The sequence below is a fragment of the Pseudomonas sp. PDM25 genome, assembly GCF_019219045.1.
Taxonomy (GTDB): Bacteria; Pseudomonadota; Gammaproteobacteria; order Pseudomonadales; family Pseudomonadaceae; genus Aquipseudomonas.
On the sequence record NZ_JAHUWL010000011.1, the window covers coordinates 215,544 to 237,499 of the forward strand.

The following is a 21,956-nucleotide window of genomic DNA, read 5'->3' on the forward strand; positions in this document are numbered from 1 at the left end:
CATGACCGCTCCGCGCTTGACGCTGCCCTCCCCGGCCAAACTCAATCTGATGCTGCACATCCTCGGTCGCCGTGAAGACGGTTATCACGAGTTGCAGACTATTTTTCAGTTTCTCGATTACGGCGATGAAATCACGTTCGCCGTTCGTGATGACGGTGTCATTCGACTGCACACCGAATTCGATGGCGTTCCTCACGACAGCAATCTGATTGTTCGAGCTGCAAAAAAACTTCAGGAGCAATCCGGTTGTTCCCTCGGTATCGACATCTGGATCGAAAAAATTCTGCCCATGGGCGGTGGTATCGGTGGTGGCAGTTCAAATGCTGCGACGACTTTGCTCGGCCTCAATCATCTCTGGCAACTGGGTTGGGATGAGGATCGGCTGGCCGTGCTGGGCCTGACGCTTGGCGCGGACGTCCCGGTTTTCGTGCGTGGGCACGCGGCTTTTGCAGAAGGCGTGGGGGAGAAACTGACCCCTGTAGACCCCGAAGAACCGTGGTATCTCGTGCTTGTGCCGCAAGTCTCTGTAAGTACAGCAGAAATTTTTTCAGATCCGTTGTTGACACGTAACTCTTCTCCCATTAAAGTGCGCCCCGTTCCCAAGGGAAACAGTCGAAATGACTGCTTACCGGTGGTAGCAAGGCGTTACCCAGATGTACGTAACGCTTTGAATTTGTTAGGTAAATTTACCGAAGCAAAACTCACCGGAACTGGAAGTTGTGTGTTTGGGGGCTTCCCAAGCAAAGCTGAAGCTGATAAAGTCTCGGCCCTTCTTACAGAGACCCTTACAGGGTTTGTAGCAAAGGGAAGCAACGTTTCGATGTTGCATCGCAAGCTGCAAAGTCTGCTCTAAAAGGAATCGAGTACTGGGTACTCGTTGCAACAGATACAGGGGCGTCGCCAAGCGGTAAGGCAGCAGGTTTTGATCCTGCCATGCGTTGGTTCGAATCCAGCCGCCCCTGCCATTTTCTATACTCATCCAGGTTACCCTCAGCCTCTAGGTACTGCGCGTGTCCAAGATGATGGTCTTTACGGGGAACGCTAACCCCGATCTGGCTCGGCGTGTTGTACGTCAGCTGCATATCCCTCTCGGTGACATCTCTGTCGGTAAGTTCTCCGACGGCGAAATTACCGCCGAGATCAATGAAAACGTCCGCGGTAAAGATGTCTTCATTATTCAGCCGACTTGCGCTCCGACTAACGATAACCTGATGGAACTGGTAGTGATGGCTGATGCCTTCCGCCGCTCCTCGGCTACTCGTATCACTGCTGTTATTCCTTACTTTGGTTATGCCCGTCAGGATCGCCGTCCGCGTTCCGCACGTGTGGCTATCAGCGCGAAAGTCGTTGCTGACATGCTTACCGTAGTCGGCATCGACCGTGTTCTCACGGTTGATCTGCATGCTGACCAAATCCAGGGTTTCTTCGATATTCCGGTAGATAACATCTACGGCTCCCCGGTATTGGTGGATGACATTGAAGATCAGCGCTTCGAAAACCTGATGATCGTGTCCCCGGACATTGGCGGCGTCGTGCGTGCACGTGCTGTTGCCAAATCCCTGGGCGTGGATCTCGGGATCATCGACAAACGCCGTGAGAAAGCCAATCACTCTGAAGTGATGCATATCATCGGTGATGTCGAAGGGCGTACCTGTATTCTGGTCGATGACATGGTCGATACCGCCGGCACTCTGTGCCACGCGGCCAAGGCCCTGAAAGAGCATGGCGCTGCCAAGGTTTTCGCCTACTGCACACACCCTGTGCTGTCCGGTCGGGCGATCGAAAACATCGAAAACTCAATGCTGGACGAACTGGTGGTGACTAACACCATCCCGTTGTCCGCTGCTGCTCAAGCCTGCTCGCGTATCCGTCAACTGGATATCGCGCCGGTAGTTGCCGAAGCGGTTCGCCGCATCAGCAACGAAGAATCGATCAGCGCGATGTTCCGTTAAGGGCCCTGCCCTTCTCGAATATTTCGTTGACGAAAAGCGCCCCGCCCCGGCATTCCTGTCGGGGCGGGGCTTTTTTGCCCATATCGCCTTTAGCGCTGGTCGCAAACGCTGGGGCGAATGTGGTTATTTTGGAGATACAACATGAACGAATTTACTCTGAATGCTGAAGTGCGTTCCGACCTGGGGAAAGGTGCGAGCCGCCGCCTGCGTCGTCTCGCAAGCCTGGTACCAGCTGTAGTTTACGGTGGCGAAAAAGCCCCTGAATCCATCAGCATGCTGGCTAAAGAAGTTGCCAAACTGCTCGAAAACGAAGCGGCTTACAGCCACATCATCGAGCTGAACGTTGGCGGCACCAAGCAAAACGTAATCATCAAAGCTCTGCAGCGTCACCCGGCCAAAGGCCACGTGTTGCACGCTGACTTCGTACGCGTTGTAGCTGGCCAGAAACTGACCGCTATCGTGCCTGTACACTTTGTTGGTGAAGAAGCGCCGATCAAGAAAGGCGGCGAAGTTTCGCACGTTGTTGCTGAAATCGAAGTTTCGTGCCTGCCGAAAGACCTGCCTGAATTCATCGAAGTCGACCTGGCTAACGCCGAAATCGGCTCGATCATTCACCTGTCTGACCTCAAAGCCCCTAAAGGCGTTGAGTTTGTTGCTCTGGTACACGGTGATGACAAGGCTGTTGCCAACGTCCACGCTCCACGTGTTGCTCCAGAAGCTACTGAAGAAGGCGCAGCAGAGTAATTTCACTCTGTTCGCCGGAGTGACCGGAAACATCGCGGACTAGAGCGTAGCGAGAAAGCGGGCGAGAACGCGGAGTTTACATAATGGTAAATGAGCACTTGTCGTCCACTTTCGCCGCACACACCTGTCGCGGCGATGTTATCCACCACTCCAAGGAAGGGCCCCTATCGTGACTGCCATCAAACTGATCGTTGGCCTGGGAAATCCAGGCGCTGAATACGAACAGACCCGGCATAACGCAGGGGCCCTTTTTGTTGAGCGCATCGCGAACGCACAAGGCGTAAACCTTGTGGCGGATCGTAAATATTTCGGCCTGACCGGGCGCTTTTCGCATCAGGGTCAGGATGTTCGTCTGCTGATTCCCACCACCTACATGAACCGCAGCGGCCAGGCCGTCGCGGCACTTGCCGGCTTCTTCCGCATTACGCCTGAAGAAATCCTGGTGGCGCATGACGAACTCGACCTGCCACCCGGCGTTGCCAAGCTCAAACAGGGCGGCGGCCATGGCGGTCACAACGGGTTGCGCGACATCATCGCGCAACTGGGCAATCAGAATACCTTTCACCGCTTGCGGCTTGGCATTGGCCACCCGGGCGTTGCCAGTATGGTTTCAAATTTCGTCCTGGGTCGTGCGCCACGCGCCGAACAGGAAAAACTCGATGCCAGCATCGACTTTGCCCTCGGCGTGCTGCCGGATATCCTCGCCGGTGAATGGAACCGCGCGATGAAAAACCTGCACAGCCAGAAGGCCTGACTCACTCCTCGGGGAAAACACCATGGGATTCAATTGCGGCATCGTCGGCCTGCCTAACGTCGGCAAGTCCACCCTATTCAACGCCCTGACCAAATCCGGGATCGCGGCCGAGAACTTCCCCTTCTGCACCATCGAGCCGAACACCGGTATCGTGCCGATGCCGGATCCACGTCTGGAAGCCCTGGCGGTCATCGTCAATCCAAAGCGCATCCTGCCGACCACCATGGAATTCGTCGACATCGCAGGCCTGGTAGCCGGCGCCTCGAAAGGTGAAGGCCTGGGCAACAAGTTCCTCGCCAACATCCGTGAAACCGATGCCATCGCGCACGTAGTCCGCTGTTTCGAAGACGAGAACGTGATTCACGTCTCCAACAGCGTCGACCCGAAACGCGACATCGAAATCATCGACCTGGAACTGATCTTTGCCGACCTCGACAGCTGCGAGAAGCAACTGCAGAAAGTCGCCCGCAACGCCAAGGGTGGTGACAAGGACGCCGTGGTCCAGAAAGGCCTGCTGGAGCAATTGATCGCTCACTTCACCCTCGGCAAGCCTGCCCGTACGCTGATGAAGAACATGGGCGCCGACGACAAAGCGGTGATTCGTGGCTTCCACCTGCTGACCACCAAGCCGGTCATGTACATCGCCAACGTCGCTGAAGACGGTTTCGAGAACAACCCGCTGCTGGACATCGTCAAAGCCATCGCCGAAGAAGAAGGCGCCATGGTGGTTCCGGTCTGCAACAAGATCGAAGCCGAAATCGCCGAACTGGAAGACGGCGAAGAGAAAGACATGTTCCTCGAAGCCCTGGGCCTCGAAGAACCTGGCCTGAACCGCGTCATCCGCGCCGGCTACGAAATGCTCCACCTGCAGACCTACTTCACCGCCGGTGTCGAAGAAGTCCGCGCCTGGACCGTCCGCGTGGGTGCCACCGCACCACAAGCCGCTGGCGTGATCCACACCGACTTCGAGAAAGGTTTCATCCGCGCCGAAGTCATCGCCTACGACGACTTCATCCAGTACAAGGGCGAAGCCGGCACCAAAGAAGCCGGTAAATGGCGTCTGGAAGGCAAGGACTACATCGTTAAAGACGGCGACGTGATGCACTTCCGTTTTAACGTGTAAGACACCCGCCCAAGAAAAAGCCGCGTTTAGACGCGGCTTTTTTGTGCCTGAAATAATCACCACCACACCACCGATCAACTGTGGGAGCGGGCTTGCTCGCTCCCACAGGGGGATTTGTGAGGGTCAGGCTTTTTTGGTTCTTGGCAGGAAGATCGCCAGCACACCGAACAACGGCAGGAACGAACACAGCAAGTACACGTATTCGATGCCGTGTATGTCCGCCAAATGCCCGAGCAACGCGGCACCAATCCCGCCAAAGCCGAACATCAACCCGAAGAACACCCCGGCAATCATCCCGACATTGCCCGGCACCAGCTCTTGCGCATACACCACAATTGCCGAGAACGCTGACGCCAGGATGAAGCCGATCACGACGCTGAGAATGCTGGTCCAGAACAGGTCGACATGAGGCAGGATCAGGGTGAACGGCGCTACGCCGAGGATCGAGAACCAGATCACGGCCTTACGCCCGATCTTGTCGCCGATCGGTCCACCAAAGAAGGTCCCCGCCGCTACCGCGCCGAGAAACAGGAACAGGTGCAACTGCGAACTCGCTACCGACAGGTCGAATTTCTCGATCAGGTAAAAGGTGAAATAACTGGTGAAGCTGGCCATGTAGAAATACTTGGAGAACACCAGCAGCCCGAGTACCACCAGTGCACTGATCACGCGGTTCTTCGACAAGCCATGCGTCGCCGCCTGGCCTTGCTTGAGTTTGAACAGGCTCAAGTGATTGGCGTACCAGCGGCTGATCCGATAAAGCACGAACAGCGCAAACACCGCGAACAGGCCGAACCAGGCCACATGGCCCTGACCGAATGGAATGATGATCGCGGCGGCGAGCAACGGACCGAAGGCCGAACCGGCATTACCACCCACCTGAAAGGTCGATTGCGCCAGGCCAAATCGCCCGCCCGAGGCCAGTCGCGCCACGCGAGAAGCTTCCGGGTGAAAGGTCGAGGAGCCGATACCGATCAACCCTGCCGCCAGCAAAATCAACGGGAAGGTGCCGACCACCGACATCATCAAAATGCCGATCAAGGTGCAAACCGTTCCGGCCGGTAGCAGCCAGGGTTTGGGGTGCCGATCGGTGTAGTAACCGACCCACGGCTGCAACAGCGAAGCCGTCAGCTGGAACGTCAAAGTGATCAGGCCAACCTGGGTGAACGTCAGGCCATAGTTGGCCTTGAGCATCGGATAGATCGACGGCAGCACCGACTGGATCAAGTCGTTGATCAAATGCGCCAGCGCCACGGCGCCGATAATACGCATCACCAAAGGGCTGCTTTGTGAAGTCGCGGATGCCGGCTGCGCGCCGGTCTGGACATTGCTGATAGCCATAAGAGTTTCCGTACAACAGATGGGTGCACACGGGCAGGTGCGTCAATGTGCCATTTTTCAGTGCAGCAGCGCCATCCCCTTAGCCTGCTAACGACCTCGATTTTCATCGCTGGAAAGGTGATAGCGCAACGCCATGGTCTGAATCTTGCCTTGGTAATCCGCTTCAACGCGGCCCCTTACAAAGGGGACCGAGAATGGGAAGTTTCGCCACAGAGTCGGCCTACAGAGCTGACGAGGGTGAACTTTCGAGGCCTTTTAGAAGGGCACAGGTCGCGACCGCAACGGTTGCGACGCACGCCAATGGTGCGTGGTGTCCAGAGGAGTTTTGGGGCATGCAGGCTTTTTTATCACCGGGGATCGGGTTGCTGGGGCGTTTTGGCTTCGCACGCAAATTTCAGCTGTTGTTTCTACTGTTTATCCTGCCGTTGACGGGCAGCCTGTGGATGATCGGTCAGGACTATCGCGACAAACTGAACCTGATCTCCGGCGAACGTGCCGGGGTTCGGCAACTGCTCGCCCTCGATGCTCTGGATAACCTGCTCGCCGCTCAACGTGACCGCGCGGCTCGCTGGCGCGCCACGGAAACCAATCGCCAGCCGACACCCGCGACGATCGCGGCGATGGCGGCTTTCGATACGGTTCAGCCCGCCGTCGCCCAAGCCACCACCGACCTTGGCAACGCACTGCAAACCGAAGGCGCCGAGGGCGAAACCCTGACCCGATATCAAGCCCTGCAAACCGCCCTCAACGGCCTGGACTCGAAAAGCCTGAGCAGCGTCGGTTGGTGGCCGGACGGTTACGATCGTTTCACCAATGCCTTGAGTGCCCTGCAAGCCTTGCGCGAGCAGATCGCCATGGATAATCGCCTGACGCTGGCGCCGTGGCTCGAGACCTATTTGCTGACGCAGATCTCCACGCAGCACGCGCCAGACCTGATTGAACGCGTCGGCCGTCTCGCCAGTGTTGGCCAGGCCTCTGTAGTGTCCGGGCAATTCACCCTGCAAAGCCGTCTGCAACTGCGCGACTTGCGCAGCCGCATCGGCGACGCCCGGGAGCAGTTGGTCAAAACAGCGAACCTGCTGGAAGCGCGGCTGCCCAGCGCGTTGCAAACCTGGGCCGGGCAATACCATGACAGCCTCAAGCACCTGGACGCCGAGCTGAAAGTCCTCGATGACGGTGTGTTCGGTGGCAGCATCAAGCTCAAGCCGGAAGAGTTCGAACGCAGCCTCGACACCCTGCTCGCCGACCTCGCTTCGTTGCGTCAGCAGTCGTTGGTGTCGCTGGATGAGCGCCTGGACTATTACCACGGTTCTGCCATTCGCCAGTTCATCCTGGTAGCGAGCATTTTTGGCTGCCTGTTGCTGGCCGCGCTGTACCTGTTCATCTGCTTGCAGACCTCGATCCGTCGTAGCGCCAGCGGTATTACCCTGCTGGCCGAAGCCTTGCGCGACGGCAATCTGAGCCTGCAAGTACCGGTAGAAGGTCGCGATGAACTGGCCGCCATCAGCACCGCCCTCAACGTCGCGGTGGTGCAACTGCGCAACAGTTTGCTGGGGGTCGATCATGAAACCTTGCAGCTGAGCAACGCGGTTCGCACCCTCAACCATCACTCCAGCGGCGCCCTTGGAGAAGTCGAAGCCCAGCAGTTGCAGATCAGCCAGATCGCCGCGGCAGCCACGCAATTGGCCGCGACCTCCCAAGGGGTCGCCCAGAGTTGCGAACAGGCCTCCGGCAGCGCTCAGCACACCCAGCGCATCGCCGCCGACAGCAGCCGTGACAGCCAGCGCACGACGGCGAGTATTCAGCAACTCAATCAGCGCTTGAACGACACCGCGGCAGCACTGGGCCGGGTCAGTGAACAAGGGCAGCAAATTCAGTTGGTGGTGGATACCATTCGCGGCGTTGCCGAGCAGACGAATCTATTGGCACTTAACGCCGCCATCGAGGCCGCTCGCGCGGGCGAGCAAGGTCGTGGCTTTGCGGTGGTGGCCGATGAAGTGCGCAGCCTGTCGCAACGCACCCAGTCCTCCACCGCGCAGATTGCCGGGACTGTCGACAGCCTGCGCAGCACCGTAAACGAAGCGGTGAGCCTGATGGAAGCCGCTTGCGGCCAGGCTCAGTCCGACGCCCAGGCCGTCACTGGCCTCGGCGAACGCCTGGGGGAAATTGCCAGTGCCGTGCAGAGCGTCACCGACACGCTGGCGCAAATCGCTACCGCGGTCGACGAGCAAGCGACCACCGCCGACGAGGTCAGCGGCAATATCCAGCAAGTCGATCAGGCCGCGGTACGCTTGCTCGAAGGCGCGCGAGCGGTGAACCTGGCAGCGGACACCTTGAGCCAGGGCAGCAAGGCCTTGAGTGCCAATACCGGGAGATTTCAGCTCAGTTGATGCCCCCTCCTGGCCCGTTTTTTCGGGTCAGGCGGATAAGCGGTTGAAAGCGTAGAGAAATATTTTAGATTTACGCTTGACACATCTCCGTTACGAGCCAATAATGCGCGCCACTTGGCTACATAGCTCAGTTGGTTAGAGCATAGCATTCATAATGCTGGGGTCCGGGGTTCAAGTCCCTGTGTAGCCACCAAGTACTAAAAACGGCTTACCGAAAGGTAGGCCGTTTTTTTATGCCTCGAGAAAAGTGCTCCCGGCCCACAGGGCGGTTAATGCCCACTCTTCGCGGTTCTCTCCTACAGTTAATGCCAAAGCTTGAACGCAGAGAGACCTAGCCTATGTACTGGGGCCTGGACGAAATCATTCTGTTTTTCATCGTGGTCGCCATCTTCTGCGTGGTGCTGGAACTCGCTTTTCGTCTCGGCCGTCATCACCGAACCCACAGCAATGATTCGACCCGCTCCCACCTCACCGTTTTGCAGACCGCCCTCCTCGGTCTGCTCGCGTTGTTGCTGGGTTTCAACTTCGCCATGGCCACCTCACGTTTCGAAGCGCGCAAGACACTGATTCAAGATGAAGTCACGGTGATCGGCTCGACCTACCTGCGAGCGAAATTGCTGCCGTCTGATCTGCGCGGGAAGATGTCAGCGATGCTCAAGGATTATGTCTCGGCGCGGATTGAATTCATGCGCGCCGGCACGGACGAGAAACTGTTGAAGGCCGCCAGCGAATCGTCGCGGACGATCGAGGACCAGTTATGGAACCTGGCCGCAGCCGCCGAGGCTCAGGGCGAAGCGACAGCCGCCATGAACCTGGTGATCCAGGCGTTGACCGACGTCTACAACGTCAATGAAAAGCGCCGCGCCGAGCAGGACGATCATGTCCCGGCAACCGTCATCAATCTGCTGTTCGTCGTGGCCATCGGTGCGTTGGGTTTCATCGCTTACAGCTATGGCCTGGGTCACCGTCGACGGCACGGCTCGACGGCCATCTTCGCGATCCTGATTGCCATGGTCTTCACCATCACCCTCGACCTGGATCAACCCCGCAGCGGCTTCATCCGCGTCGGCGAAGAAAGCATGCTGCGGTTGCAGGAAGATTTGAACCGCATGAGTTCGGGCAACGAGAGGCCACGTCCGCGCAAATCACGTCAGGAACGAATTGCCGGCAATGCTGACAACGCCCGCTCCCAAATCTGCCAGGTGCGCAGCCAGACCATCGCCTGCCAGTCGCTGTCGGCGGGATAGAACTGCTCCACCAGATTCAGTTTGATCCCGCGCCCCACTGCATCACTCGGATTGCCATGCAGGTGCAGCCAGTGATCATCGCGCAGATGACGATGAACCTCTGCGCCGGGATACGTCCCGCACTCGATCACAAACGGCATCAACCGCACGTGCGGCAACGCATTGATCAACGCCTGCGAGGTGTAGCCGGTAGCAGTGGCAGCAACGCCGGTTTCGCTCAGCGTGTTGGCGCCCGTGTGCAAGGTATAGAGCCACGGACCATAAATCGCCTGCGCATCCGCAAGCGCCGGATACGCCGCTTCGGTAATGGTCAGCAACATCGGATGCCCGTACTCCCCGGCGCCGGTGTGCAAATCAAAACACATGGCCACTTCGGCATGGGAAACATGCTTTTGAAGGATCTGATGCAACGTGCGGTTCGACCAGCTCGGCGCCAGTCCGCCGTAGAACAAACCATCGGGATGACGGTGCTGGCCACCCTCGACAATCGACATCACGGCGGGCCAGCCGTGTTCGGCGATTTGTTCATCGAGCAAGGCATCGGCGCGATCACGTTCCGGGCCCTGCAACTGCGTGCAGGCATAGATTTCATGCAGCGCCGCATAGGCCTGATTATCTGGCAATGCATGCTCGAAGTTCAGGTGATTGCGGTTCAAGTCGATGTTGTCTTCGTTGACCCGACGCAGCCACGCAGTGCCCCACGGATTGATCAGGTGGATCATCACCACCGCGACATCGGCCGGCAGCGAACGCTTGCCCAACGCCTGCAACCACTTGATCTGACACCCCGAACCGTAGAAACCTTCGACGCCATGAGTGCCACTCAGCGCAATCAGCAAACGCTTCGCCCGCGGATCACCCAGCACGGCCACATCGGTGCTCAACGGCTCACCGAACGGCCCTTTGAGTGGATGCGGGTACTCGGTCAGCGTCGCACCGGCCGCGGTCGCGGCGGCCAGGAATTGATCACGCTGGGTGCGGTAACTTGGCTGGGTGGGGAACTCGGTCTGCATGTCTGCCTCTTGTTGATCTTCTGGCCAGTCTGTTGCCCTCGACCCTACAGAAAATCCGCGGACTCATGAAGGGCAAAAGCATCTTTGCTGTAGGCGCTGGTTTGCGTCACTCCCTTTCGGCCGATAAAGTCCCCTGATCTTTCCCACGGACGGAGTGCCCCCACGTGTTCTCAATCTTCCCCTTGAGCCACTATCGCCTGTCAGCCTTTTCGCTGATCGCCGCGGCTTTAACCCTCGCAGCCTGTAGCGCCCCGACCACTTCGACGTTGCCTGTCGCACCAGAAGTCGCGTCGGGTTATCGCACTGACCTGCAAACCCAACACGCCTCGAAACACATGGCAGCCGCGGCCAATCCGCTGGCGGCCGAGGCCGGGCGGGAGATGTTGCGCCAGGGTGGTTCGGCAATCGATGCAGCGATTGCGATGCAGGCCGTGCTGACCCTGGTCGAGCCGCAATCCTCGGGCATTGGCGGTGGCGCGTTGATCGTGCTGTGGGATGGCAAGGCTGTGCGCACTTATGACGGTCGCGAAACTGCTCCGGCCGGCGCCACCGAGAAGCTATTCCTGCAAGCCGACGGTAAACCGATGCCGTTCACCCAGGCGCAGATTGGCGGTCGTTCAGTCGGGACACCGGGCGTGTTGCGGGCACTCGAGTTGGCCCATCAGAAGCACGGTCATCTGCCGTGGGCGCGGCTGTTCGAACCAGCGATCAAACTCGCGGAACAAGGCTTCGCCATCTCGCCACGTCTTCACCAGTTGATCGCCTCGGACTCGTCTATCCGACGCTCGCCGGACATGATCGCCTACTTCCTGAATGCCGATGGCAGCCCGAAAGCCGCGGGCACTACGCTGAAAAACCCGGCGCTGGCCGCGGTGTTCAAACGCATTGCCAAGGAAGGACCGGATGCGTTGTACAAAGGCCCCGTCGCACAGGAGATCGTCGCCAAGGTTCAGGGCCACGCCAACCCTGGCAGCCTGTCGCTGAACGACCTCAACGGCTACAGCGCCAAGGAACGCGCGCCGCTGTGCACCGATTACAAACGCTGGCAGGTCTGCGGTATGCCGCCACCGTCGTCAGGCGGGATCGCCGTGGCGCAGATCCTCGGCACCTTGCAGGCCCTGGAAACCCGTGACCCGCGTTTTGCCCTGGCGCCGCTCAAACCGGTCAAGACAAACAAACCTGCGGGCATCGAACCGACGCCTGAAGCCGTGCACCTGATCTCCGAGGCCGAGCGCCTGGCCTACGCCGACCGCGCGCAGTACGTGGCCGACGCAGACTTCGTGCCCGTCCCCGTCAAAGGTCTGGTGGACCCTGCGTATCTGGCCGATCGCGCGGCCCTGATCGGCGATCGCAGCATGGGCACAGCCAAACCCGGCACCCCGCCGGGCATTCAAGTCGCCTATGCACCGGACCGCTCGCCGCTGCGCATCTCCACCTCGCAAGTGGTGGCGGTGGATGACGAAGGCGGCGCCGTGTCCATGACCACCACGGTGGAATCCGCGTTTGGCTCGCACCTGATGGTTCAGGGTTTCCTGCTGAACAACCAGATGACCGACTTCTCGTTCATCCCCGAAGAGAATGGCCAGAAGGTTGCCAACCGCGTCGAACCCGGAAAACGCCCACGCTCGTCCATGGCACCGACCCTGATTTTCGACCGCCAGAGCGGCGAATTCCTCGCCACCATCGGCTCCCCCGGCGGCTCGCAGATCATCGAATACGTCGCCAAATCCACCATCGGCCTGCTCGACTGGAACCTCGACCCACAAACCGCCATCAGCCTGCCCAACTTCGGCAGCCGCAACGGCCCGACCGAACTGGAACAGGGGCAGTTCAGCCCGGCGCTGATTCAGGCGCTGAAGGACAAAGGGCACAGCGTGAACGAGATCGACATGACCAGCGGGACCCAGGCGATTGTTCGGGTCAAGGATGCGCAAGGGAAAACGTCGTTGGCGGGTGGGGCTGATCCGCGGCGTGAGGGGGCAGCGTTGGGGGATTGAGTCGTACGCGGGAATGAGCAAGGGTTTACCGGGAGGTAGGCCCTTTTTTACACCCGATACATCCTGATCGGCCACTTCGCGCAGCCTTTTCCTACCCGCAAGTGACTGCTTCTTGGATAGAGTCGGCACTCCCAAACAGTACGACGCAATCGACGCTGATACCGTCGAGATGGAGTAACCCATGAACATCCGCCCCATTCACACCGACGAGGACTATCGTGCAGCCCTCAAGAACGTGTCAGCGCTATTCGACAACGAACCAGAGCCTGGCACCCCTGAGGGTGATTACTTCGACATTATGATCACGCTGATCGAAGCCTATGAATCGAAGCGGTTGCGTCAGCAGACGAATCAGGCCGAGATACCCAAAATGATATGAGACGCCGTGAGCGTCGCCATCGAGCTGGATGACGACTTCGGAGTTCACTGCGCGCTGGATTCAGCCTAGCGAGAGATCTTCAGCGCCTGCCGCGCCTGATGCTTCTCCAGCGCCAGGTCGATCAAACGGCTGACCAGCTCGCTGTAAGTCATACCAGTGGCCTGCCATAGCTTGGGGTACATGCTGATGCGGGTGAAGCCGGGCAACGAGTTGATTTCATTGATCAGCACTTCGCCGCTGTCGGTCAGGAACACGTCGACCCGCGCCAGCCCGGAACAGCCCAGCACCTGGAATGCCTCGACGGCCAGGGCACGGATGCGTTCACTAGCCTCGCGGCTGATGTTTGCCGGGACCACCACTTCCGCCGCTTGAGCGTCGATGTATTTGCTGTCGTAGGAATAAAACCCGCTACGTACCACGATCTCGCCGCAACCGCTGGCGATGGCGTCTTCGTTGCCGAGCACCGCGCATTCAATCTCGCGGCCGCTGACGGCGGACTCGACCAGGACTTTCTCATCGAAACCCAAGGCCAGCGCCACTGCTGCCGCGTACTCGATTTCGTCATTCACCTTGCTGACGCCCACGGAAGATCCCTGGTTAGCCGGTTTGACGAACAGCGGCAAGCCGAGTTTGCCTTGCACCTCGGCGAACCCGGTGCGGGCCGCGGTGGCGCGGGTCAGGGTGACGAACGGCGTAACCGCCAACCCGGCGTCACGCAGTAGGCGCTTGCTGATGTCCTTGTCCATGCAGACGGCCGAACCGAGCACGTCGGAGCCGACAAACGGCAGATCGGCCATGCGCAGCAAGCCTTGCAGGCAACCGTCTTCGCCCAGGGTGCCGTGGACGATCGGGAAGATCACATCGACATGACCCAGCATTTCCTGACTGGAGGTTTCCACCAATTGCTGACTGGCCTTGCCCGGCACAACGGCCAGTTCGCGGTTGGATTGGTTAAGGGCGATCAACGCCGGGTTTTCCTGGTTGAGCAGGAAGTTCGAAGGGTCGTTCAGATGCCAGTGGCCTTGCTTGTCGATGCCGATCAGCACCGGTTCAAAGCGCGAACGGTCCAGCGCATCGACGATGTTTTTCGCCGATTGCAGCGACACTTCATGTTCAGCCGAACGGCCGCCAAAAATAATGCCCACCCGCAGTTTGCTCATTCAGAACTCCTCAACGATTGGCCACCAGATGCGCGCCGAACAGCAGATAGCAACTGCCGGCGAAGCGATCCAGCCATTTACGCGAACGATCATAAGCACCCGCGACCCGCCGGCTGGCAAACAGCAGCGCCACGCTGCAATACCAACTGAAAGACAAGGTCGCCATGGTCAGCACGGCCAGCGCCAGCAACATCGGTGGCGGTGAGGCCGGCATGGCCGTGGCGAAAATCGTAGCAACGAACAGCGCGGCCTTGGGATTGGTCATGTTGCCCACAAAGCCCCGGCCATAAGCCGATAGCAGCGTGCGACCGGCGACATTCAGCGAGCCGTTATCGCCCGGCACACTCGGTGGTTTGCGCTTGAACTGCTTCAAACCCAGATAGATCAGGTAACAACCGCCGGCAATCTTGAAGCTCAGGTAGAGCGTCGGCGCGGCGCTGAACAGCGACTTGATGCCCAGGCCACCCGCCAACCCCCAAAGCACCGTGCCCGTGGCCACGCCCAGTGCGGCGACGACCCCGTGGCGCCGGGAGCAACTGGCAGCCAGTTGCGCGGTGTTGAAGAAGTTCGGCCCCGGCGTCACCACCGCAACTGTCCATAACAGCGCCAACGACAACAACGGAGCAGCATAGCTAAGGTGGGATATTTCCATGATGTGGGTCGCCTTCTTGGCTTAGAAAATATGCAACACCTTGCAACATTAGCCGGGGATTTTCTACCGGCCGGATGATTCGATCGGCAGCAGACAGGCGGCTGGTCAGTGGGGTAACGTGTTCAGCATTGAGTTCAAGGCAACAACCCATGGCCAAGCACACACCTCCCATCGACTGGTTCCACCGCGCGCCCGACGTTGGCGGGCTTCAACGTTTCGAGGCGTTTTTTGCAGGGCACGGCTACGACCTTCACCGCCACGACACCTACGCCATCGGCCATACCCTGGCGGGGGTGCAGAGTTTTCAGTACCGCGGTGGCTGGCGCCACAGTCTGCCGGGCGGGACCATGGTGCTGCACCCGGACGAAGTTCACGATGGCGAAGCCGGCACCGAGACCGGGTTCCAGTACCGAATGATGTACATCGAACCGGCGCTGATCCAGCAAATGCTCGGCGGCCAGCCGTTGCCGTTTATCAAGACCGGCCTGTCAGCCGATCCACGTTTGTTCGCCGCCACCGCCGTGCTGCTGCGAAGCCTCGATTGCCCTCTCGACCCTCTCGAAGAGCAAGATGCGCTGTTCGACCTGGCGCAAGCCTTGAACAGCGTTTCCGGCGTGCCGGCTACCCGCCAGAGCTTCGACTACGTGGCCGCCGAACGCGCGCGGGAATTCATCCACAGCGCGCTGGATCGCACCGTGACGCTGGAAGAACTGGCGCAACACAGCGGCCGTGATCGCTGGAGTCTGTCGCGGGATTTTCGCCTGTTGTTCGGCACCAGCCCTTATCGATACCTGACCATGCGCCGCCTCGACCTGGTCCGCTCGCTGTTGATCCAGGGCCAGTCACTGGTCAGCGCCGCGCTGATCGCCGGCTTCACCGATCAGAGCCACATGACCCGGCAGTTCAGCAAAACCTACGGACTGTCGCCGGCCCGTTGGATGAAAATGCACCGCCGCTGAGCCCGCACGATCGTTCAAGAAGCACGCCGATGCGCTGGCTATCGTGGATGCACGATCAACCACGAGAGCTGCTGCATGAAAGCTTACGAAAGCCTGAATTTCGCTGAAAAAATCGCCAGGATCGGCCCGTACTGGACGCCCAGGGTCATCGCCGAAATGAATGACTACCAGTTCAAGGTGGTGAAACTGCTGGGGGATTTCATCTGGCACGATCACCTGGATACCGACGAAACCTTCATCGTTCTGGAAGGGCAACTGCGTATCGACTTTCGCGATGGCCACGTGCTGGTGAACGCCGGCGAAATGTATGTGGTGTCAAAAGGTGTCGAGCACAAACCGTTCGCCGAGCAGGAGGTGAAACTCCTGCTGATCGAACCCAAGGGTGTGCTGAACACAGGTAACGAAGGTGGCGAGCGCACTGCGCAGAATGACGTCTGGGTGTGAAAGGCAGGCTGCTTACGCCTGCAAGACCTTGCCGTCCACTGGATCGCCGATTTTCAGAAAATGCCCGCCCGCCACATGGTGCAAGGTGCGCAACGCGTCTTGCCCTTCAAAGTGCCAGCGACCGTCACTGAACACCCGCTCGTCTGCCTGTGCGGCAATCACTTCAGCCAGAAACAGATCGTACTGCTGATGATTGCCGGGCTCCGGCAGCAGTCGACACTCCAGCCAGGCGACGCAGCCTTCGAGCATCGGCGCATCGATCAATTCAGCGCTGAACGTCGGCAAATCATAGACCTGGAACTTGTCCCGGCCTTGGTCCCGGGTCAATTCCAGGCCCGACGTCGACCCCACGGTCTGGACGATATCGGCCTGGGCGGCGCAGGGAACATTCAGCACAAACGTGCCCGAAGCCTCCAGCAATTGCCGTGTCCAGGTGGACTTGTCCAGCACCACGGCAATTTTCGGCGGCTCGAAATCCAGCGGCATGGCCCAGGCCGCCGCCATGATGTTGCGCTGGCCGTCATGAGCCGCGCTGACCAGCACGGTCGGGCCGTGATTGAGCAGACGATACGCCTTGGCCAAGGGAACCGGACGGCGGTGAGAAACGCTCATGATGGCTGCTCCTGGGGAAAACGCCGATTGTAGCGATTTACGCCGCGATGGCAGGCATCAAGTCGACAACTGATTGGCAAACTGCCCGACCGCGTTCACCACTTTCTGTGCACCGTCCTGAATCTCGACAATCACCGTCCCCGCCTCTGCCGCCAGCGCCAGGCCCTGTTCAGCCTGGAGTTTGCCCTCGGTCATCAGCGCCACGGCGTTGCGCGCCATGTCCTGGTTCTGCCGCACCACGCCGACAATCTCATCGGTTGCCTGGCTGGTGCGCGAAGCCAATTGCCGGACCTCATCCGCCACCACCGCGAAACCACGCCCCTGCTCCCCGGCCCGAGCCGCTTCGATGGCTGCGTTGAGCGCCAGCAGGTTGGTCTGTTCGGCAATCCCGCTGATGGTTTTGACGATGGTGCCGATCACCAGCGACTGCTCGTTCAGCGCTTCGATGCCTTCGCCGGCGGTCTGCATGTGCGTGGCCAGGTTACGCATCACATTGACCGCCTGAGTCACCACCGCACTCCCGCGTTGCGCGCTGCTGTCGGTTTGCTGCGAGGTACCGTAGGCAATGTTGGCCGCTTCGGCGACGGCTTGCTCCTGATTGACCTGATCGGTAATCACCGTGGCGAACTTCACCACTTTGTAGAGCGTGTTGTTGGCATCGACCACCGGGTTGTAGGAAGCCTCCAGCCAGACCACGCGACCGTGGCTGTCGATGCGTTTGAAACGGGCGGCGACGAACTCGCCTGCATTCAAGCGGCGCCAGAAGTCCTGGTACGCGGTGCTGTTGTATTCCTCGGGCTCGCAGAACATGCGGTGATGTTTGCCCTGGATCTGCGCCAGGCTGTAACCCATGCCGCTGAGGAACCGCTCGTTCGCCGCCAGCACGTTGCCATTGAGGTCAAACTCGATGACTGCCGTGGAGCGCACAAGCGCGCCGATCAGGTTCTCATGCTCACGAGACGCCTCGATGGTGCGGGTCAGGTCACTGGAGTAAATCGAGAAGTGTTTGATCCGCCCGTCCGCAGACCGAACCGGCTGCACGATCGAGCGCAGCCAGGCTTCCTGACCATTGCCACGCAACAAGCGCACCGTGCCGGCAAAGTGCTCGCCACGGGTCAACGCGACCTTGAAGCGCTGATGGAATTCGTCCGACTTCACATGGGTCGGGACGATGTCTTCGATGTGTCGCCCTATCAGGTCGCTGCTTTTGTAGAGCATCTCACCGATGAAGTTCTGGTTAACCGATTGAATCCGCCCATCGACATCGAGGGTCAGGACCAGCATCTCGCTTTCCAGACTTTCCTTCACTTGCTGGAGGCTGGAGAGTTCTTCGCGAAGAGCCGACAGCTCCTGCTTCAAGCGTTTGTTGAACATGGGATACACCGATGGACAGGGAAAGAAAGCGGCATGCAGCCTAGCCATCGGCCTTTGGGATTTTTTCTGAAGAGTGTTTCAGGGTTGTCCTACAAAAATAGTTGCGGTGCGCCCACCTGATCAGCTGACACGGTTTAGCCGTGCCATCACGTCTTCCATCTTCGGCCGTCGCGCCGCCCATTCCTGTCGAGTAATGCCCAGCATCACCACATCGACTCTGACGTTGTCCTTGATGATGTTCTGGCGTCGCACGCCCTCAACGGAAAAGCCGAACTTCTGGTGCAGGCTGATCACCGCCGGGTTGCTCTGCAATACCTCACAGTTGAGCTTTTCCAGACCTGCCACACCGAACGCGTGGTCCAGAAGCCAGAACTCCAACCGACTGCCCAGCCCTTGTCCTTGCAGATCACTGTCGAGATAAAAAGCCCAGTCAGCCGTTTTGTGCAACGTGCTGATCGCGTTCAGCGACACCACGCCACGGGCTGCGCCGTCGAGCATGAGTACGAACACGGATTGACGCGGATTGTCCGTTAACGAGCCGAGCCAGGCCGTGTGCTCGGCCTCGGATATCTCATGATCGGTGTACATGTATTGGCGAACATCAGGTTGATTACGCAAATCGCGCACACGCGACTGAACCTGACGGGACACTTCAAGGATGGGTACCAATTGCACTTGTGCTGCTCCTTTGCATTGTGTTGCTCCTGTACATCGCAGGAACCCGCTGACAGTCACTAAACGCAGGGAGCCACGCTGCGGCTCCCGACATTAGGCATCCGCGTCCCGAAATACGCGGCACTGCTCACCCCCACAGCCCCCATCACCGCGCTGAAAATCACGCAGATCCATGGGCTCCACGGCATCAGACCGATCAGCAACAACGGTGTGATGCTCGCCCAGACGGCGTAGGCAATGTTGTAGGTGAAGGAAATTCCCGAGACACGAATCCGCGCCGGGAACAGGCTGACCATCACCGACGGCACCGCGCCGACCACCCCGCAACCGAGGCCGGCCACCGCGTACGCCAGACCGATCCAGCTGCCTCCGATGATCAGGCAGGTATAGAGCACGCCGATGCCCAATGGCAGCAGCAGGCTATAGAGCATCACCGTACGCCAGGCGCCAATGCGGTCGACCAGCAGCCCGGCGAGGACGCAGCCGATATTCAGAAAAACAATGCCCAAGGCACTCAGGGCGAAGGTGTGGCTGGCGGTCATGCCGAAGGTTTTCTGCATCATGGTCGGGGTGATCACCACGAACACCACCACCGCCGAGGTGAGTACGCAGGTGAGGATCATCGCCGGCAGCATGGCCAGACGGTGTTCACGCAAGACCGTGCGCAGCGGCAGTTCGACGGCCGCATCACGTTGGGCCTGCATGGCCATGAACACCGGGGTTTCGCTGAGCCAGCGACGTAGCCAGACGCCGATTACGCCAAACACACCGCCCAGCAGGAACGGGTAACGCCAGGCGTAATCAAGGATTTCTGCCGGGGTGAACGCCTGCGCCAGAAACGTCGCCGTCAGTGCACCGATCAGGTAACCGAACGTCAGCCCGGCCTGCAGGAAACCCAGGGCATAGCCGCGGTGCCCGACAGGTGCATGCTCGGCGACGAACACCCAGGCACTCGGCACTTCGCCGCCCACCGCCGCGCCCTGGAGTATTCGCAGGGCCAACAACAGCAACGGTGCGAAATAACCGATCTGCGCGTAGGTCGGCATGATGCCGATCAGCAGGCACGGCAGCGCCATCATCAGGATGCTCAGGCTGAAGACCTTCTTGCGGCCCAGTCGGTCGGCGAAATGCGCCATCAGAATCCCGCCCAACGGCCGCGCCAAATAACCGGTAGCGAAGATCCCGAAGCTTTGCAGCAGCCGCAGCCACTCAGGCATTTCCGGCGGGAAGAACAGCTGGCTGAGAGTCAGGGCGAAAAAGACGAAAATGATGAAATCGTAGATTTCCAGCGCGCCGCCAAGGGCCGCAAGGCCGAGGGTCTTGTAATCCGAGCGGGTGAACGGCGCCGGACGCGGGTGGGTGTTGGCAGTCATGAAAAGAACTCTGGCATAGGCAAAAAACCAAGGCGCCCATGGTCTACGCAAACGCGCCAACGGACAACCCGTTAGACCAAAGTCCTGGACGCGTAAAACTTCGTCACAAAATAGAACCGATTGTTTTACTGTTGGCGCCTGTCTAGACGGGCCTTCGCCGCCCCAAAGACCACAACAAACATAAAAATTCGAGGTACCCCCCGTGGCCGCTGATATCGAAGATACCCGCTCCGCCCGCTTTGCCCTGCGCTGTTCAAGTTTTGCCGAACGCTGGTTCCCAGACTCCTGGGTGTTTGCCGCACTGGCGGTGATTATCGTCGCCGTGGCCACCCTGTTCATGGGCGCCAAACCCACCGACGCCGCCATGGCCTTCGGTGACGGCTTCTGGAGCCTGATCCCGTTCACCATGCAGATGGCTTTCGTAGTGATCGGCGGTTATGTGGTCGCCAGCTCGCCACCGGCAGTGAAACTGATCGACCGGCTGGCGCGGATCCCGAAAAACGGCCGCTCGGCCGTGGCCTGGGTTGCGTTGATCTCCATGGTCGCGTCGCTGCTGAACTGGGGGCTGTCGCTGGTGTTTGGCGGTTTGCTGGTGCGCGCCCTCGCCCGCCGAACCGATCTGAAAATGGATTACCGTGCCGCCGGTGCTGCCGCCTATCTGGGTCTCGGCGCGGTGTGGGCCCTAGGCCTGTCCTCGTCCGCCGCGCAATTGCAGGCCAACCCGGCCAGCCTGCCGCCGTCGATTCTGTCGATCACCGGGGTGATTCCTTTCACGCAAACGATCTTTCTCTGGCAGTCCGGCGTGATGTTGCTGGCGCTGATCGTGATCTCGCTGGTCATTGCCTACGCCACTGCACCCGGCCCGAACTCGGCCCGTGATGCCAAAGCCTGCGGAATCGATCCGAGCTTTAACCTGCCGCCGTTGCAACCGCGCACCCGACCCGGCGAATGGCTGGAGCACAGCCCGCTGCTGACGATTTTGCTGGTGCTGCTGGCGGCCGGATGGCTGTTCCACGAGTTCTCGACCAAACCGGCGATCAGTGCGATTTCCGGGCTGAACACCTACAACTTCCTGTTCATCATGCTCGGTGCCCTGCTGCACTGGCGCCCGCGCAGCTTTCTTGACGCTGTGTCCCGCGCGGTACCGACCACCACGGGCGTGCTGATTCAGTTCCCGCTGTACGGCTCGATCGCCGCGCTGATGACTACCGTCAAAGGGACTGACGCTCAGACGCTGGCTCACCACATCTCGACCTTTTTCGTACAAATCGCGTCCCATGACACCTACGCGCTGCTGATGGGCGTGTACTCGGCGATCCTCGGTTTCTTCATCCCGTCCGGCGGGGGCAAATGGATCATCGAAGCGCCGTATGTCATGCAAGTGGCCACCGACCTGAACTACCACCTGGGCTGGGCCGTGCAGATCTACAACGCCGCCGAAGCCCTGCCGAACCTGATCAACCCGTTCTACATGCTGCCGCTGTTGGGTGTGCTCGGGTTGAAGGCGCGGGACTTGATCGGGTTTTCGTTCGTGCAACTGCTGGTGCACACGCCGCTGGTGCTGTTTCTGCTGTGGGCGTTGGGGACGACGCTGACGTATACGGCACCGGTCATGCCGTAACACATCAGTGATTGCACCTGCAGCGGGCAGGTGCAATCCGTTCACTCTGCTTGAGCATGAAACAAACGCCTGGATTTATCCTACAAACAGGCTCGATTGCGCCTGACATGAAACCCGGAGAGTTCTTATCTCCAACCTATAAATCG

At 59.5% G+C, this 21,956-nt stretch carries 19 protein-coding genes, 2 tRNA genes and 2 pseudogenes; 14 read left to right on the plus strand and 9 right to left on the minus strand.

Annotation, left to right across the window (positions count from 1 at the left end):
• The first annotated feature begins 1 nt into the window (after position 1).
• From ispE to ychF, 6 genes are all read left to right on the plus strand, one after another.
• Positions 2–853: a 4-(cytidine 5'-diphospho)-2-C-methyl-D-erythritol kinase gene (ispE, locus tag KW848_RS21620; RefSeq protein ID WP_046053453.1), complete on the plus strand. Its 852-nt coding sequence runs from the start codon at positions 2–4 to the stop codon at positions 851–853.
• Between the two features lie 37 nt (positions 854–890).
• Positions 891–965 (plus strand) — tRNA-Gln (locus KW848_RS21625).
• A 45-nt stretch (positions 966–1,010) separates the two neighbouring features.
• Entirely contained in the window at positions 1,011–1,952 is a 942-nt protein-coding gene (locus KW848_RS21630) for a ribose-phosphate pyrophosphokinase (RefSeq protein ID WP_003208392.1), read from the plus strand.
• A gap of 141 nt (positions 1,953–2,093) precedes the next feature.
• On the plus strand, positions 2,094–2,696 hold the full coding sequence (locus tag KW848_RS21635; protein ID WP_218538003.1) for a 50S ribosomal protein L25/general stress protein Ctc: 603 nt from the start codon (positions 2,094–2,096) through the stop codon (positions 2,694–2,696).
• Between the two features lie 169 nt (positions 2,697–2,865).
• Positions 2,866–3,450 carry an aminoacyl-tRNA hydrolase gene (gene pth, locus KW848_RS21640; protein ID WP_111451263.1) on the plus strand — a complete coding sequence of 195 codons (585 nt, stop codon included), beginning with the start codon at positions 2,866–2,868 and terminating at the stop codon, positions 3,448–3,450.
• Between the two features lie 22 nt (positions 3,451–3,472).
• Positions 3,473–4,573 carry a redox-regulated ATPase YchF gene (gene ychF, locus KW848_RS21645; protein ID WP_218538004.1) on the plus strand — a complete coding sequence of 367 codons (1,101 nt, stop codon included), beginning with the start codon at positions 3,473–3,475 and terminating at the stop codon, positions 4,571–4,573.
• 123 nt (positions 4,574–4,696) lie between these two features.
• On the opposite strand, the gene KW848_RS21650 is transcribed toward ychF, so the two are convergent.
• Positions 4,697–5,914, minus strand: coding sequence for an MFS transporter (locus KW848_RS21650; protein ID WP_218538005.1), 1,218 nt, complete (start codon positions 5,912–5,914; stop codon positions 4,697–4,699).
• A gap of 332 nt (positions 5,915–6,246) precedes the next feature.
• On the opposite strand from KW848_RS21650, the gene KW848_RS21655 reads away from it, so the two are divergent.
• The 3 genes from KW848_RS21655 (at position 6,247) to KW848_RS21665 (ending at position 9,551) form a co-directional block, all read left to right on the plus strand.
• Complete coding sequence (locus KW848_RS21655; RefSeq protein WP_218538006.1) at positions 6,247–8,304, plus strand: methyl-accepting chemotaxis protein; 2,058 nt, start codon at positions 6,247–6,249, stop codon at positions 8,302–8,304.
• A 116-nt stretch (positions 8,305–8,420) separates the two neighbouring features.
• Positions 8,421–8,497 (plus strand) — tRNA-Met (locus KW848_RS21660).
• Positions 8,498–8,642: 145 nt separating this feature from the next.
• Positions 8,643–9,551, plus strand: coding sequence for a hypothetical protein (locus KW848_RS21665; protein ID WP_218538007.1), 909 nt, complete (start codon positions 8,643–8,645; stop codon positions 9,549–9,551).
• On the opposite strand, the gene KW848_RS21670 is transcribed toward KW848_RS21665, so the two are convergent.
• A complete protein-coding gene (locus KW848_RS21670; protein WP_218538008.1) occupies positions 9,455–10,564 on the minus strand; it encodes a DUF2817 domain-containing protein in 1,110 nt (369 codons plus the stop codon). The genes KW848_RS21665 and KW848_RS21670 overlap by 97 nt on opposite strands.
• A 164-nt stretch (positions 10,565–10,728) precedes the next feature.
• Between KW848_RS21670 and ggt the strand changes: the two genes are divergently transcribed.
• Positions 10,729–12,561 carry a gamma-glutamyltransferase gene (gene ggt, locus KW848_RS21675; RefSeq protein WP_218538009.1) on the plus strand — a complete coding sequence of 611 codons (1,833 nt, stop codon included), beginning with the start codon at positions 10,729–10,731 and terminating at the stop codon, positions 12,559–12,561.
• A 181-nt stretch (positions 12,562–12,742) separates the two neighbouring features.
• Positions 12,743–12,895 (plus strand): annotated as a pseudogene (locus tag KW848_RS21680) (transcriptional regulator); the annotation flags it as partial.
• A 110-nt stretch (positions 12,896–13,005) separates the two neighbouring features.
• Here the strand turns inward: KW848_RS21680 and ddlA are convergent.
• Both ddlA and KW848_RS21690 read right to left on the minus strand, forming a co-directional pair.
• Positions 13,006–14,100: a D-alanine--D-alanine ligase gene (ddlA, locus tag KW848_RS21685; RefSeq protein ID WP_218538010.1), complete on the minus strand. Its 1,095-nt coding sequence runs from the start codon at positions 14,098–14,100 to the stop codon at positions 13,006–13,008.
• A gap of 10 nt (positions 14,101–14,110) precedes the next feature.
• Positions 14,111–14,752, minus strand: coding sequence for a LysE family translocator (locus tag KW848_RS21690; protein ID WP_076029765.1), 642 nt, complete (start codon positions 14,750–14,752; stop codon positions 14,111–14,113).
• A gap of 149 nt (positions 14,753–14,901) precedes the next feature.
• Between KW848_RS21690 and KW848_RS21695 the strand changes: the two genes are divergently transcribed.
• Together KW848_RS21695 and KW848_RS21700 are read left to right on the plus strand one after the other, a co-directional pair.
• Positions 14,902–15,711, plus strand: coding sequence for an AraC family transcriptional regulator (locus KW848_RS21695; RefSeq protein ID WP_074880285.1), 810 nt, complete (start codon positions 14,902–14,904; stop codon positions 15,709–15,711).
• A 75-nt stretch (positions 15,712–15,786) separates the two neighbouring features.
• Positions 15,787–16,155 (plus strand): cupin domain-containing protein, encoded by a 369-nt coding sequence (locus KW848_RS21700; RefSeq protein ID WP_111451254.1) that lies wholly within the window; start codon positions 15,787–15,789, stop codon positions 16,153–16,155.
• Positions 16,156–16,167: 12 nt separating this feature from the next.
• On the opposite strand, the gene KW848_RS21705 is transcribed toward KW848_RS21700, so the two are convergent.
• The 5 genes and pseudogenes from KW848_RS21705 to KW848_RS21720 all read right to left on the minus strand — a co-directional run bounded on the left by KW848_RS21705 (position 16,168) and on the right by KW848_RS21720 (position 20,189).
• Complete coding sequence (locus KW848_RS21705; protein WP_218538011.1) at positions 16,168–16,767, minus strand: flavin reductase family protein; 600 nt, start codon at positions 16,765–16,767, stop codon at positions 16,168–16,170.
• A gap of 57 nt (positions 16,768–16,824) precedes the next feature.
• Entirely contained in the window at positions 16,825–17,385 is a 561-nt protein-coding gene (locus KW848_RS32495) for a methyl-accepting chemotaxis protein (RefSeq protein WP_375154728.1), read from the minus strand.
• Positions 17,365–18,189: pseudogene (locus tag KW848_RS32500) on the minus strand (PAS domain-containing protein); the annotation flags it as partial. The pseudogene KW848_RS32500 and the gene KW848_RS32495, both read right to left, overlap by 21 nt.
• Positions 18,190–18,261: 72 nt before the next feature.
• Positions 18,262–18,816 carry a UDP-4-amino-4,6-dideoxy-N-acetyl-beta-L-altrosamine N-acetyltransferase gene (gene pseH, locus KW848_RS21715; RefSeq protein ID WP_192406174.1) on the minus strand — a complete coding sequence of 185 codons (555 nt, stop codon included), beginning with the start codon at positions 18,814–18,816 and terminating at the stop codon, positions 18,262–18,264.
• A 59-nt stretch (positions 18,817–18,875) separates the two neighbouring features.
• Complete coding sequence (locus KW848_RS21720) at positions 18,876–20,189, minus strand: MFS transporter (protein WP_218538013.1); 1,314 nt, start codon at positions 20,187–20,189, stop codon at positions 18,876–18,878.
• Between the two features lie 202 nt (positions 20,190–20,391).
• On the opposite strand from KW848_RS21720, the gene KW848_RS21725 reads away from it, so the two are divergent.
• Entirely contained in the window at positions 20,392–21,810 is a 1,419-nt protein-coding gene (locus KW848_RS21725; RefSeq protein ID WP_218538014.1) for a short-chain fatty acid transporter, read from the plus strand.
• The last annotated feature ends 146 nt before the right edge of the window (positions 21,811–21,956 follow it).

Excerpts from the sequence above, each read along its gene's own strand:
- ispE (WP_046053453.1), top strand. The coding sequence starts at position 2 with ATGACCGCTCCGCGCTTGACGCTGCCCTCCCCGGCCAAACTCAATCTG.
- KW848_RS21635 (WP_218538003.1), top strand. The coding sequence starts at position 2,094 with ATGAACGAATTTACTCTGAATGCTGAAGTGCGTTCCGACCTGGGGAAA.
- ychF (WP_218538004.1), top strand. The coding sequence starts at position 3,473 with ATGGGATTCAATTGCGGCATCGTCGGCCTGCCTAACGTCGGCAAGTCC.
- KW848_RS21650 (WP_218538005.1), bottom strand. The coding sequence starts at position 5,914 with ATGGCTATCAGCAATGTCCAGACCGGCGCGCAGCCGGCATCCGCGACT.
- KW848_RS21655 (WP_218538006.1), top strand. The coding sequence starts at position 6,247 with ATGCAGGCTTTTTTATCACCGGGGATCGGGTTGCTGGGGCGTTTTGGC.
- KW848_RS21665 (WP_218538007.1), top strand. The coding sequence starts at position 8,643 with ATGTACTGGGGCCTGGACGAAATCATTCTGTTTTTCATCGTGGTCGCC.
- KW848_RS21670 (WP_218538008.1), bottom strand. The coding sequence starts at position 10,564 with ATGCAGACCGAGTTCCCCACCCAGCCAAGTTACCGCACCCAGCGTGAT.
- ddlA (WP_218538010.1), bottom strand. The coding sequence starts at position 14,100 with ATGAGCAAACTGCGGGTGGGCATTATTTTTGGCGGCCGTTCGGCTGAA.
- KW848_RS21690 (WP_076029765.1), bottom strand. The coding sequence starts at position 14,752 with ATGGAAATATCCCACCTTAGCTATGCTGCTCCGTTGTTGTCGTTGGCG.
- KW848_RS21695 (WP_074880285.1), top strand. The coding sequence starts at position 14,902 with ATGGCCAAGCACACACCTCCCATCGACTGGTTCCACCGCGCGCCCGAC.
- KW848_RS21700 (WP_111451254.1), top strand. The coding sequence starts at position 15,787 with ATGAAAGCTTACGAAAGCCTGAATTTCGCTGAAAAAATCGCCAGGATC.
- KW848_RS21705 (WP_218538011.1), bottom strand. The coding sequence starts at position 16,767 with ATGAGCGTTTCTCACCGCCGTCCGGTTCCCTTGGCCAAGGCGTATCGT.
- KW848_RS21720 (WP_218538013.1), bottom strand. The coding sequence starts at position 20,189 with ATGACTGCCAACACCCACCCGCGTCCGGCGCCGTTCACCCGCTCGGAT.